The 14,158-nt window shown below is 36.1% G+C and carries 11 protein-coding genes; 3 read left to right on the top strand and 8 right to left on the bottom strand.

Going from position 1 to position 14,158, the window contains the following annotated elements:
• Positions 1-16 precede the first annotated feature (16 nt).
• Together QOX35_RS04755 and QOX35_RS04750 are read right to left on the bottom strand one after the other, a co-directional pair.
• Positions 17-3,196, bottom strand: coding sequence for a SusC/RagA family TonB-linked outer membrane protein (locus tag QOX35_RS04755; RefSeq protein ID WP_283685984.1), 3,180 nt, complete (start codon positions 3,194-3,196; stop codon positions 17-19).
• 331 nt (positions 3,197-3,527) lie between these two features.
• Complete coding sequence (locus tag QOX35_RS04750; RefSeq protein ID WP_135104944.1) at positions 3,528-4,406, bottom strand: AraC family transcriptional regulator; 879 nt, start codon at positions 4,404-4,406, stop codon at positions 3,528-3,530.
• 240 nt (positions 4,407-4,646) lie between these two features.
• On the opposite strand from QOX35_RS04750, the gene QOX35_RS04745 reads away from it, so the two are divergent.
• Positions 4,647-5,045 carry a hypothetical protein gene (locus QOX35_RS04745; RefSeq protein ID WP_135104943.1) on the top strand — a complete coding sequence of 133 codons (399 nt, stop codon included), beginning with the start codon at positions 4,647-4,649 and terminating at the stop codon, positions 5,043-5,045.
• A 68-nt stretch (positions 5,046-5,113) separates the two neighbouring features.
• On the opposite strand, the gene yidD is transcribed toward QOX35_RS04745, so the two are convergent.
• Both yidD and rnpA read right to left on the bottom strand, forming a co-directional pair.
• Positions 5,114-5,335 carry a membrane protein insertion efficiency factor YidD gene (gene yidD, locus QOX35_RS04740; protein ID WP_006843153.1) on the bottom strand — a complete coding sequence of 74 codons (222 nt, stop codon included), beginning with the start codon at positions 5,333-5,335 and terminating at the stop codon, positions 5,114-5,116.
• Positions 5,332-5,760, bottom strand: coding sequence for a ribonuclease P protein component (rnpA, locus tag QOX35_RS04735; RefSeq protein WP_283685983.1), 429 nt, complete (start codon positions 5,758-5,760; stop codon positions 5,332-5,334). Before rnpA ends, yidD begins: the two co-directional genes overlap by 4 nt.
• 254 nt (positions 5,761-6,014) lie before the next feature.
• Between rnpA and QOX35_RS04730 the strand changes: the two genes are divergently transcribed.
• On the top strand, positions 6,015-8,366 hold the full coding sequence (locus QOX35_RS04730) for a TonB-dependent receptor (protein ID WP_283685982.1): 2,352 nt from the start codon (positions 6,015-6,017) through the stop codon (positions 8,364-8,366).
• Positions 8,367-8,495: 129 nt separating this feature from the next.
• Here QOX35_RS04730 and QOX35_RS04725 read toward each other — a convergent pair whose 3' ends face one another.
• The 3 genes from QOX35_RS04725 to QOX35_RS04715 form a co-directional block, all read right to left on the bottom strand.
• Complete coding sequence (locus QOX35_RS04725; RefSeq protein WP_283685981.1) at positions 8,496-9,731, bottom strand: CinA family nicotinamide mononucleotide deamidase-related protein; 1,236 nt, start codon at positions 9,729-9,731, stop codon at positions 8,496-8,498.
• Between the two features lie 144 nt (positions 9,732-9,875).
• Complete coding sequence (locus QOX35_RS04720) at positions 9,876-10,670, bottom strand: hypothetical protein (protein ID WP_283685980.1); 795 nt, start codon at positions 10,668-10,670, stop codon at positions 9,876-9,878.
• A 74-nt stretch (positions 10,671-10,744) separates the two neighbouring features.
• Positions 10,745-11,971: a M48 family metallopeptidase gene (locus QOX35_RS04715; protein ID WP_283685979.1), complete on the bottom strand. Its 1,227-nt coding sequence runs from the start codon at positions 11,969-11,971 to the stop codon at positions 10,745-10,747.
• 293 nt (positions 11,972-12,264) lie between these two features.
• On the opposite strand from QOX35_RS04715, the gene QOX35_RS04710 reads away from it, so the two are divergent.
• Entirely contained in the window at positions 12,265-13,368 is a 1,104-nt protein-coding gene (locus QOX35_RS04710) for a transglutaminase-like domain-containing protein (protein WP_283685978.1), read from the top strand.
• A 59-nt stretch (positions 13,369-13,427) separates the two neighbouring features.
• Here the strand turns inward: QOX35_RS04710 and QOX35_RS04705 are convergent, their stop codons facing one another.
• Positions 13,428-14,153: a YebC/PmpR family DNA-binding transcriptional regulator gene (locus QOX35_RS04705; RefSeq protein WP_135104935.1), complete on the bottom strand. Its 726-nt coding sequence runs from the start codon at positions 14,151-14,153 to the stop codon at positions 13,428-13,430.
• Positions 14,154-14,158 lie beyond the last annotated feature (5 nt).

Raw genomic sequence — 14,158 nt, 5'->3', positions numbered from 1 at the left:
GTTTTTATCTTTAAAATTAGAAAGTAACATTTGCACCTAAAGTAAATACACGAGGTGATGGATAACGTCCCATATCCACGTTAGAAAGACCTGCCTGCTGGTTGTAAGAACCAATTTCAGGATCTAAACCTGAATAACCTGTAAACGTATACACATTCTGAACGTTGAAATAGAGTTTACAATTAGATATGCCTGTCTTCTTCAACCAAATCTTTGGCAGGTTATATGCTAATGATATATTCTGAATGCGCAAATAGCTTCCATCTTCGATCCAACGATCACTCATACGGTTGTTACCATTGATATCATTGCCGCTCCAACGAGGTAATGTTGCATTCGGATTGATTATATAGCTATTATCTACATTTGCCACATCATATTTATTTCCATTAACGTATCCCAATTGTGCACGATTGAGTACTGTGGTCGACTGATTGTCCCACTGAGACATCACACCTTCTGTTTTTACACGTACATAGTTCAAGATATCAGCTCCTACCGATCCGGTGAGGCCAATGCCTAGTTCCCAATCTTTGTAGTTAAACGTATTAGAAAAACCAAAAGTAAAGTCCGGATTAGGATCTCCAATAACCGTTTGGTCATATTCGTTAATGATGCCATCAGGAACACCATTCGGTCCACTGATATCTTTAAACTTAACATCACCAACCCAAGCTCCGGTAGTGCGATGAATCTCTACACCTTCGGGCTTCGCAGAATTTCTCAAATCTTCCGCATCTTTATAAAGTCCGTCGGTTTTGTATCCATAAAATACACCGATAGGTTGTCCTACCGAAATCATCGATACACTTTGAAATGCAGCATACCAATCTAATCTTCCATAAGAAGGGGTACCCAAGTCATCCAGCTCTTTTACTTTATTGCGGTTTAAAGAGAATGATAAGGCTGAAGTCCAATTAAAATCTTTACCCGCTATATTATGTGTATTCAATGATATATCAAGTCCTCGGTTTTCCACTTTTCCAATATTCATCCATGGAGTCTGAATATCAGTCCATCCTAAACCTCCAAGAACCGGCGAAACGGAAGGTTGAAGTAAGAGATCTTTTGTAGTCTTATAATATGTATCTACAGTAAGATTAACTCGATTATTAAATAATCCCAAATCAATACCTCCATTATATTGTACCGAAGCTTCCCATTTCAGGTCAGGGTTAGCATTATTTGACATACGATAAGCTGTACCAAACACGGTTTGAAAAGCTTGCATAGTAGATCCATAACGATATGTAGGTAATCCATCATTCCCATTCATACCATACCCCAACCTCAATTTCAGATTCGACAACCAGTTTTGTGTTTCCTCCATAAATTTTTCACTAGATATGCGCCATGCTGCAGCAAATGATGGAAAATATCCCCAACGACGGTTTACGCCAAATCTAGAAGATCCATCCGCCCTTAAAGTTGCGGTTAATAAGTAACGATTGTCAAAATTATAATTCGCACGTCCAAAAACAGAAACTTTTGCTGAAGAATCTTTTGTACCATTACTTGCCACAAACTTACCATCAGAACCAATCACATGAATATCATTTGAAGACAATTGATCTTTTTGTAATTGCAGGCTTTCCCATGATGATTTAGAAGCTTCTGTTCCGGCCATTAAGTTAATGCTGTGTTTATCAAAAGTCTGATTGTATGTAGCATAGTTCATCCAGTTCCAATATAAGCTATGCGCTTCGTTTTGCATAATCATTACATTGGTATTCTTCAACTGACCATATTCATAACTTGGCTTGAATCCCTTATTTGTACTATTGGAGCCATCAATACCGACTTCTGAACGAAAATTAAGATATTGATTGAGAGTAAACTGCCCATAAATATTAGCTATAACCCTCTCGCGGCGCAATGTATTGATCTGATCTTTGGTCAATGCCACAGGGTTGTATATCGAAGACCCATTTACGGTCTCAGGTCCTGCATAATTTCCATCAAAGTCATAAACAGGAACTGCCGGCGACATTAATGCAGCTTGCATTACCACACCATTTATACCATCGTTATTGATAATAGATTCATCTGTCCGTGAATAGGAAAGAGATGCTCCGACCTTTATATATTTATTAAATTCATTATCAACGTTCACCCTACCGGTAAATCGCTCAAAATCTGAATTTAGTAATATACCGTCTTGATTTGTATAACTTATAGATGCCAGATATTGAGTTTTATCTGTTCCTCCATTTAGGGAAAGGCTATGGTTTTGCATCCATGCATTATCCATTACGGCATCTTGCCAGTTTGTACCTTTGCCCAACAAAGAAGGATCAAGGTAAGCCTGATCAACATTCGGCAAGAAACCTTCATTGTAAAGCTGTTGTTGGTAAGTTCCATACTGGCGTAGGTTCATCATATCCAATTTATCGATAGGAGATTGAAGAGAAATACTTCCATCGTACGTAATATTTGTACGCCCTTTGTTTCCTCTTTTAGTTGTAACGATCACAACCCCGTTAGCTCCGGCAGAACCATAAATTGCGGCTGCGGACGCATCCTTCAATACATCTATAGATAGGATATCGCTTGGAGCAATAGCTGATAATGGGTTTACTACGTTTTGACCGTTAGAACCTCCCGACCAAGAAAAACCGACTGTAGATGAACCGGCACCACTCATTGGCACTCCGTCAATCACATACAGAGGTTCATTTGTCAAATTAATAGAAGAAGCACCACGAATACGTATCGAGGTAGCTGCTCCCGGTGCTCCCGAGTTGGAAGCAACCTGTACTCCGGCCACACGCCCTTGGAGCGCCTGGTCGAGGTTTGTGATAACGGACTCTTTAAGCCTGTCTGCCGATAAGCTACTAACAGAACCCGTCAGGTCACTTTTCTTCATTGTACCATACCCAACAACAACGACTTCTTCCAAAGCCACATTGTCTTCCTGAAGGGCAACATTAATAGGTTTATCTGATTCTACTTTTACTGATTGGGGCGTCATACCTATAAAAGAATATGTAAGGACATCGCCCTTATTCGCTTTTATAGTATAATTTCCGTCAAAGTCAGTCATCACACCGACTTTGGTCTGTGTTTGAACTGTCACACCCGGCATCGGTGAGCCGTCTTTAGCATCTGTTACCTTCCCTGAAATTTGATAGTTCTGCGCATACATAGCACATGGAACCATACATATCAGGAGCAATAAAAAAAGGATTTTTCTCATAATTTAAGGCTTCGATAATGATTAGTAATATTTTTACACGGTTAGATTTGCTTTATTCTCATATTGCTTCTTAGCGTAATACAAATGTATTTATGATAATAAAATATAACAAATACTATATTATCACATAGTAATACTTTATTATCAAAAACAAAAAGTAGACTCTTTCGCTAGCAAGCACAGAATCTACTTTAGCATCTAATTATAAGATACATATTATATAAATAAGGATTATTCACAAAGGATAATAATAATATTTTTCAGCTGACACATATAGAAAAAACATTAAGTCAAAATCAAAAAAATATCATAAATTGACAAAAAAGTATTATCACACAAAAAACTTAGACTCTTTATAATTTTCTCTAAATTCGCGTGGAGTACATCCTTTTTTCTTTTTGAATATACGATTAAAGTTCGACAGATTGTTAAACCCGCACACAATGCTAATCTCAGCAACACTATGAGTAGTATCAACCAGCATACGCGTAGCATGCCCTAAGCGTATGTCATTTAACGAATCGATAAAATTACGACCTGTACGCTGTTTTATAAAACGGCTGAAAGCAACTTCGGTCATCCCGACCAGATTTGCAACATCGGAAAGCCGGACTTCTTTACTATAATTTTCCAACATATGATTGTAAGCACGTTCTATCCGCCTGCTATCATAATTTTGCGTATGTTCATTAAACGATCGGCTGGATAATTCGCGCATAGGCGATAAAGACAAATCGGATAGGATACCAAACAGATTTAAAACAGAATGAGCTCCCTCATGTTCCGAAGCAAGAGAATATAGCCTGTCTTTTATTTGCTTTATGGTCTCCTTCGAAAAGGTAACCCCATAAATGGCTTTCTCAAACATCTCTTTTACCGACCTGAATTGATTTTTCTGCAAAAGCTGTTCATTCAGAAGGTCGCCATGAAACTGAATTGTTATTTCCTTTATCTCTTTCGACTGACATTTATGATCCAGCCAACCATGTTCAAGGCTAGACCCGGTGATTAAGGTTAGTTCTAAATCGTCAATCTCCTCTATACTATCGCCGACTACCCGTCTTGCTCCCGCTCCATTTTCTATAAAATTCAGCTCAAACTCGGCATGGACATGAATAGGAAATGTAAAATGCTGTTTTATACGCGAAAAAATCATGAAACAGTCCCTTTGCGATAGAGGAGTGACCTCTCTCAATATTGAGTCTTTCATTGTATTTTAATGTTATAATATTCATATTTTTCTCAAAAGAAAACATTGTTTCCGAAAAAACAAATATATTTATGCAAAAAATATAACACAACATAATGCAACATACAGAATATTAAATAAAAACATAAAAAATTTCAATTTGTATTTTTTTCATTATATTTATCCTACACAATATTGAAAACATTTAGAACAAACTAATTAATTGAACCAATCGTAAACTACATTTAATTACTTACAATTATGAAAAAATTAATAGTCAGTCTGTTTATATTAACAGCAATGACAACCGTCACAACTATCAAAGCTCAAGAAAAAATCGTTATCAGCGAAAGAACCGCAGCTAAAATAGAAAGTATAAGAACCAAAGCCGCAAAAGATGCTGCCGATGCAGATAAAAAAATGGAGCAGGAAATAGAAAAGGCAAAAAAGCAAATAGATTCTGATACTAAAAAAGCCGCAGACGACGCTAAAAAAAGAATGGAAAAAGATTCGAAAAAAGGAGCTGAGGATGCTCAGAAAAAAGCAGATAAGGCTATAGCAAAAGCCAAGGAGAAAGCTGAAAAGACTAAACTAAAAGCTAAGATGAAAGCTGAAAAGGAAATACAGAAAATAAAAACTGAGAAAGCTATCAATATTTAATTTTGACATTTAATAACACTTGAGTAAAGAAGAACTCTCTCGACAAATCGAAGGGGGTTCTTTTTATTTTAAGGAACTGGATCATACCCATGTCCACCCCAAGGATTGCAGCGAGCAATACGCTTTGTCGCCAACCAAAAACCTTTGAATGGTCCGTATTTTTTTATTGCCTGAATTGCGTATTCCGAACATGTAGGTGTATAACGACACGAGGGGGGTAGCATAGGCGAGATACTGTATTTGTAGAAATATACAGGCAACAACAATATCCAGGATAATAGCTTCTTCATTCGGTTTGTTCTATTTTCCTAATCTTATCGGATAATAAGAGTTGAGCCTTTTGCATTGCCTTCTCTATCTCAGCATACGTAGGTAATTCTGTCTTTAAATACAAGAAAGCAATATCCAAACACTTGTTATGAGTTTGTAACAGTTCCGACAATGATGATTTATTTAACCTGTAAGCTTCCCTTATCAGACGTTTTACCCTATTGCGCTTTACCGCTCGTTTAAACTTTTTCTTAGCCACACTTATCATCACCGAAGCATACTGATTCTCCTTATTATCCTCATCAGTGAATAAATAAACAACTCGTAGAGGATAAGCCACAAAAGAATCTCCATTTGCAAAAATGTTCTCAATAGCCTTCGTACTACAAAGCTTCTCTTGTTTCGAAAATGTCTTTTTACAATCGGTAGAATATGCTTCTGTCATCACTTTTTCTAAAGAAGCAAAGATACATTAAATAATTTTCAAAAAACATTCTTGCTCTTTAGCTATCAAAGGAAAATATTTTCACACAAAGCATAATACACATATAAACAGAATATTAAAACACAAATCCATTCGTATTTTTTAATCTTCAGATAAGAATATATAGAAAAATCCATTTTTACATGTAACCTTTTCCGAGGCAACTACGTCATAAAAGTAACGAGCTCGATACAACAAATCAATATGTAAGGAATATGAAACAAAGATTAATAATACTAGCCGCACTATTTATAATCGTCTCATCAACACTGTTAGGTCAGATTAATATATCAGGAACCGTAGTTGATACAGATACTCATGACATTATAGAATTTGCAAACATAGCACTGCTGAAACAAGACTCAAGTTTTGTAGCAGGCGCATCATCAGATACAAAAGGTCTATTTGCGTTTAATAACATCCCCACAGGTGACTATATATTATCAGCCACATTTGTAGGATATGGGAAAAGGTATATTCCTGTTAAGAATGCAGTTGAAAACACAGATCTGGGAAATGTACCGTTGAAATCCTCTGATATAGCACTCAAAGATGTAACAGTAACAGCAAATGCAGTTATACAAAAACCCGACAGGAAAGTAATTATCCCATCCGATGCACAGATAAAAGCATCGAATAGCGGTATTACATTACTACGTAATCTTCAGTTATCACGTATTATTATAAACCCTTTGAATAATACAATTAGCTTGCCGGGTGGTGATGCCGTACAGCTTCGCATCAATGGAGTAGAAGTAACTATCGCAGAGATTACAGCTATTCAGCCCGAAGATATAATACGTATCGAATATCATGACGATCCGGGAATGCGCTACGGGAATGTAGGTGCTGTTATCGATTATATCACACGTCGCAGAGATTCGGGAGGAAATGTATCGGCGAATCTGGCTAATGTCCCATTTGGAGGATTGGGCTGGGGCGAGAATTTTCTTTCGGCTAAAGTAAATCATAAGAAGTCTGAGTTTGGGGTTAATGCATATTGGTCGCGCAGAAATATAGAATGGACACGCGAAAATGAGGAGACATTTGTATTTCCCGACAAAACATTGACTCGCACAGAAGAAGGGCAACCAACAACATTTAAAGACGACAGGCTGAACGTTGCTCTGAATTATAGTTTGAATGAAGCGGACAAATACATGTTTAACGCAACATTAAGAAATAATTATCAGAAAACACCGAATCAGTTTTCAGACAGAAACAGTATGATCTACTCTTCCGATAACAATAACCCTCTGTCAATCTCCGATCATTCGACATGGAGAAGTTATGCTCCTTCGTTAGACTTGTATTACCAACGAAACCTAAAGAACGATCAGCTTTTGATATTCAATTTAGTAGGCACATATATCGACTCTAAATCTACACGTTCGTATCAGGAACGTAGAAACAGTATACTGAATACAGATATATATTCATCAGTACTTGGAGATAAATACTCCTTAATAGCGGAAGGTATATATGAGAAAACACTGAAAGCAGGAAAGATATCAGCCGGACTGAAACATACCCAAAGTTATACGAACAATAGTTACGAAGGAAATGTTGCTGCCAATGTAGGACTCAACTTTGCTGAAACATACGGCTATGCAGAGTTCCAATTTAAAAAGAATAAGTTTAATTATTCGTTAGGGTTGGGCGTAATGCGTAACTATAATAGTCAAGGAGAAAACCATAACGAAAAATATATCTTCCGCCCAAATGTTCGTGTATCTTATAATATTAACGACAATGCATATATCAGATACAATGGATACATATCAGGATATTCGCCTTCATTGTCGGACTTGAACAATGTAGAACAAGATATTGACTCATTACAAATCCGAAAGGGTAATCCTAACCTCCAGACAGTATGGTATTATACCCATACACTAACGGGCGGATATAACAAAGGAATATTCGGGGCAGAATTCTTTATGAGATATAGTTACGATCATAAGCCAATCATGGAACAAGTAACTTTTGAAGAAGGCAAATTCGTTCGTACAAATATCAATCAGAAAGGATTCCATAGATTAAATACGGAGGCAACATTCGAATTAAAACCCTTTGGCGAATATCTCACACTATCCGTTACACCCGGATTCAACCGATATATAAGCTATGGGGAAGAATTTACTCATACGTATAGCTCGTGGCGGGTGCGAGGTTCTGCTACATTCAATTATAAAAAATGGTCTTTATCAGGAGATGTATATACACGCTGGAATAACTTTTGGGGCGAAACAATGGAAAGAGGAGAACGCCTTCATATTGTATCGGTAGGATATTCAGACGAAAGCCGTCTATTAGGCCTGGAAAAAGTAAAATGGAGTCTTACCGGAGGAATGTTTAATCCATTTGCAAAAAGTTATTCGCAAGGCAGCCGCAATTATTCGGCTCTGACACCAAACAAATCGTTGGTGTATACCGATAATCTGAAACAGATATTTGTAATAAATTTTACAATAAACTTCAACTTCGGACGCCAGTACAAAGCAGGCAACAAACGATTGAATAATGATGATACGGACGCAGGTATCATGTCAGGATCGAAAAAATAAGGTCTCCACAATAATATAATATTAAGATTAACTTAATATTGATTGTGTTTACAAATTGCCTCTACAGACGTGATGTTTGGAGAGGCAATGTTTTTTCTCTTTCCTTATTAATATATAAAGAAGTGCAATTTAATATGTATCGTTATCTATCATTTCGAGCAGTTGCAACATTCCATTATTGGACGCTCGTATAATATTGGATTCTCGATATTTCCCAAACTGATACCTTTTTGTAATGCTTTTATTTTTGTATACAGTACATACCCATACCGTACCCACAGGATTCTCTTCTGTACCGCCATCGGGTCCGGCTATTCCGGTAGTAGCTATTACACAATCTACATTCAAGAGATTTTGTGCACCCTTTGCCATCTGTGCAGCGACAATTTCACTTACAGCTGTATATTTATCTATATTTTCTTGAGAAACATGCAATACATTTACTTTTTCCTCATTTGCATAAGAAACGACTGAACCTTTGAAATAATTGGAAGAACCCGAAACAGATGTAATCATATGTGCAATATTTCCACCTGTACAACTTTCAGCAGTGCCTAAGGTAAGCCCTTTTTCGAAAAGCCTTGCTCCGAGTATTTTTTCGGGAGTAATATCTTCTTCTGCTATAATAGCATCGCCCAGTAATGCTTGTAGTTTCTTAACCTCTGCCTCCATCTCCAGCAAACGATGTTCTCCCCTGACGAACAAGCGAAGCTTCATCAGTCCCAAAGAAGGAAGGTATGCCAGTCCAAAACCTTGCGGCAGATTATCTTCGAAGTCGGCAATGTACATTGCCAAAGCAGATTCAGTATAGCCTTTTACAATAAATACTCTTTTAATATATGCCTCGATATCGTACTTGTTCTTTAGGCGGGGAAGTATCTCGTTTTCCATTACATATCTCATTTCGTGAGGTACACCCGGCATAGAAACGAGCACTTTATCTTTATAGTCGAACCATGTAATAGGAGCTGTACCTACCCTGTTTTGTATCACGGTACAATTTTTAGGTACATAAGCCTGATTGCGAGTCAATTCGTTTAGGGATGTAAAATTAGATATTACATTCTTTATATTATCCAGTACAGCATCGTCAAAAACTAATGTGGTATCAAAATACTCGCAAAGGGTTTTCTTCGTTATATCATCTTTCGTAGGTCCAAGACCTCCTGTCATCAATACGACATCTACACGCTGAAAAACATCGCTTATCGTATCTTTTATTTGCTGAGCATCGTCGCCTATCGACTGCATCTCTTCTACCTCAAATCCGGCTAGTGTAAGATTCTGAGCCATCCATGCAGAATTTGTATCCACAATCTGACCTATGAGAATTTCATCACCAATTGTAACTATTGCTGCTTTCATTTCTATCTGAAATTTTACAAACTTTTATTTTCAATTTGACAGATGCAAATGTACTATAAAAGCTTATTTCGGCAACAAATACTTCAGAAATGAAATACCACAGATTAGATAATTTACAGAATGTTCACAAATGAAAGAGGACAATCAGTTATCGAACAAATAACGCTGGATAAACATCATAAACACTTCTTTATCCGAATGATATTTTCTCAATAATCTAGACCAGTCTCTTTCATCAAGTTCTATTTTCGTTCCTTTATTATCTTCATAAACCATTCTGTCGAAAATATCTTTCTTCAATGATGCTTTTTCTCCCTGATTGTTTTGATATTGCTGATAACCGAAAATATCTATTTTGTATTCTTCTTTGTAATTTGACAGGTTTCCGCACATATCTTTGAACCGAAAAAAAGCGTCCATATCATCGTAATAAGAGTAACGAAGCATATCTTCGCGATATTCTTTCGAATATTTTATTTCATTATTCCTACTATCGCTGTATACCCATGCGTCAAAAACATCCTTTTTGAGAGAGGCTCTCTGTCCTTTGTTGTTTTCGTATTGCTGATAACCAAAAATATCGACTTTGTACTCTTCTTTATAATTTGACTGATCAGCATACATTTCTATCAACCATAGAAAGATCCTTTTATCATTTTGATGAAAATCTTGAAGTATAGAATTCCAATATTCTTTAGAGTATTTTACTTCGTTATTTCTATTGTCACTATATATCCAGTTGTCGAAAACGTCCTTTTTTAGCGAAGCTCTTTCTCCCCTACTATTTTCGTATTGTAAATAGCCAAAAATATCCCTGCTGATATTTCTTTGGTATTGATCCATCGGGTAATCTTTCCTTACGTCTCTATCTCTACCCGGTTGAGAATAAAGGCTCATACTTATAAGAGCAGAAACAAGAATTATATATATGCGTTTCATAGTGTATTATATTAAATACAACATTGTGTATAATTATAAGATCTAAGCCGATAATAAAGGTTTAAATGAGATTCTTATTTTTTCATTGCTTTTATACGCTGCAATAATGTAGGATGCGAATAATTAAAAAACACATATAATGAATCGGGATTCAGATTGCTTAATGATTTGACCGACAATTTCTTTAGCCCACTAATAAGTGAATCAGCCAACCCAAATCCGGCTGCATAACCATCTGCTTGATACTCATTTTTACGGCTATGAATACTCGAAAGCACATTAATAACAAAAGAAACCGGAGTAAAGAAAATAGAAAAAGCTATAAGACCTAGATGAAACGATGCTGATTGACCACCCAAAGCTATTGCAATATCTTTATTGTCGAGAAGCAATGACAGTAAAAACAACAAGATTCCTGTATAACAAATAGAAATAAACATACCTTGCAGTGTATGTTTCTTCTTGTAATGCCCTATTTCATGGGCTAGTACAGCTACAATTTCGTCTTTATCTAAATCATTTATTAACGTGTCAAACAAAACAATACGTTTCTTTGCTCCAAATCCTGTAAAGTAAGCATTGGCCTTGGTCGAACGCTTAGAAGCATCCATTACATAGATATTGTTAATTGCAAATCCTGCTTTTTGAGCAAAAGCCTCAATTGCATCACGCAACTCACCTTCCCCTAAAGGCGTTTGCTTATTAAATAATGGCACAATTATATTGGAATAAAATAAGGTCATAAACAAAGAGACCACAGTAATAGCACCCCAGGCATAGAGCCACGCCAATTCGCCGATTGCAGTATACAGCCATGTAATAAGAGCCAGAATAGTTCCTCCCAAAACAACTGCTAACAAAAGTCCCTTTAGTTGATCGAGCCAGAAAATAGTTTTGGTAGACTTATTGAATCCAAACCGTTCTTCGATGACAAACGTATTATAATAATCGAATGGAAGACTCAAAATCTCATTGATCAGATAGATCACTCCAAAGAAAGAAAGTGTCAATAATATTTCATTACTAATAAATTGCCTTAGGAATTCATCCAACCAGCCAAAAAGTCCGAAGACCAGTACTAAGAGAAGTACTGAAAAAGAAAAAAGACTGCCATATAACCCAAAACGACTATTTTCCTTTTGGTAAGCCTGTTGCTTTGCATATTCTTCATCATCATAAATCCCCTCCAACTGAGAAGGAATTTCGGGACTCATACGCTTCCTGTTACGGTAAGCAAGATATTGTGTCCATACAAAATTGAGGACTACAATTAGTAATATTATACTCAAATATAATGACATAATTTATTTTTAAATTTAAAATGATAGTATGCAAAGATAGAAAAGTAAAAATTAAATTCTCCCATTAAAATAAATTTGGAACACCTTTTTGTCACTACAAACAAATCTATATATTCATCATAACCAATAAATGAAAAACGGATATATTGAGAGAAAGAGAAATGAAACAGATAGCGACAGTTATAATATATATCCGCACCTCGGCAAAAAACAATTTAAACGAAAATATCTGATATAATTTGTAACTATTTACATTCCATCTTCGTCATATATGAAACACAATTAATAAAATTATGAAAAGAATTGCATTATTTATTTGTTATATGATCATGGCATCATATTGTTTATATGCCCAATCAAACAGTAGTACAACCATAAAAGCTAATTCTGAAACAGTAAAGTTCATTGTAAATGGATCAATATCAAATGAATCAATGCCATTTTCGGATCAGAGAAGCGATACGATCAAAGTTCCGATCAACATTAATCCTCTTGATTTCTCTCTTTATACAGATACTGACAGTATAAAAACACGTATTCCTGAAAATAGCAAGTTCACATTTAATATAGAAAAAGCCGGAATGAAGCCTTTGGTTATCATTATTCAAAACGGTATTGAAACAAATGAGATAACTTTTGATACAGTAGAACAAAATAATGACCTCAAATTCATCTATGAAAGTGGAATGAATAACCCATATTTGGAACGATTGAAAAAAGAGTATCCAATAGATAGCATTGCAGCCAAAGGAAAAACAGACTTGGAGAAAGTACGAAATATATCGTCATGGGTGCATAAGCTTTGGAAACACAATGGATACAATACTCCCGAAAAAAATGACGCATTATATATTCTGGAGGAAGTAAAGAAAGGTCAACAGTTTCGTTGTGTAGAATACGGGATAGTAACAACCGCTTGTCTGAACGCCATAGGGCTGCCATCCCGCACATTAGCACTAAAGAGAAAAGACGTGGAAACAACCCCATCCGGCGCAGGACATGTAGTAATGGAAGTTTTTTTGAACGACTTCGACAAATGGGTAATGGTAGATCCTCAATGGGACGCTATCTTCTGCTTAAACGATATACCATTGAATGCTGTAGAATTACAAAAGGCTATAACAGATAAAAAAGATATACAAATACTATCCGACGATAAAGAACTCAATCCTGATCAATATACAGCATGGATATATCCCTATTTATACTACTTTTCGCACAAGTTTGATAATAGAGAAAATATACCTAAAGAGGATAAAATCAAAATAAATGGCAAATCGGATATAATGCTTGTACCAATAGGAGCTAAAAATCCTACTATTTTCCAACGAAAGTTCCCTATAGACTATTGTATTTATACCCATTCGGTGCTTGACTTTTATAGTAAGCCTTACTAAAATAAAAAAAGCTGTAAAATTAAGATTTTACAGCTTTTTTTATTTTAATATATTTTTTCTTATTCTTCGAAGTCTTCTTTCATATTGTGGAAAACATTCTGAACATCATCATCGTCCTCAAATTTATCCAACAACTTCTGGATTTGCTCCTGTTGCTCTTTTGTTAGTTCTTTCAGATCGTTCGGAATGCGTTCAAATTCGGCACTATGGATTTCATAGCCGTTTTCTTCAAGATATTTTTGAATTTCGGAGTAAGATTTGAATTCACCATAAAGGATAATATCGTCTTCATCGTGTTCTAATTCATCCACACCATAATCGATCAATTCGAGCTCTAGGTCTTCTAGCGAAACACCTTCTTTGGGTGCAATCTTAAATACGCATTTATGGTCGAACAAAAACTCAAGACTACCTGATGTACCAAGAGATCCGTTATGCTTATTGAAGTAGCTACGCACATTAGCCACCGTACGGGTAGGGTTGTCTGTCGCAGTTTCTACTACTATAGCAATACCAAAAGGTCCGTATCCTTCATATACCACCTCTTTATAATCAGCCTCATCTTTCGATGTAGCTTTTTTGATGGCACGTTCTACGTTCTCTTTAGGCATATTTTCTTTTTTTGCCTGCTGTACCAATACACGAAGACGAGGATTGGTATCCGGTTCGGGACCGCCTTCTTTCACAGCTATAGTAATTTGTCTTCCCAACTTAGTAAATACGCGGGCCATATTCCCCCAGCGTTTCAGCTTTGTCGCTTTGCGGTATTCAAACGCTCTTCCCATAAATA

The organism is Dysgonomonas sp. Marseille-Q5470, from assembly GCF_951230145.1.
Taxonomy (GTDB): Bacteria; Bacteroidota; Bacteroidia; order Bacteroidales; family Dysgonomonadaceae; genus Dysgonomonas.
This window is presented reverse-complemented; position numbering and strand designations above follow the sequence as displayed.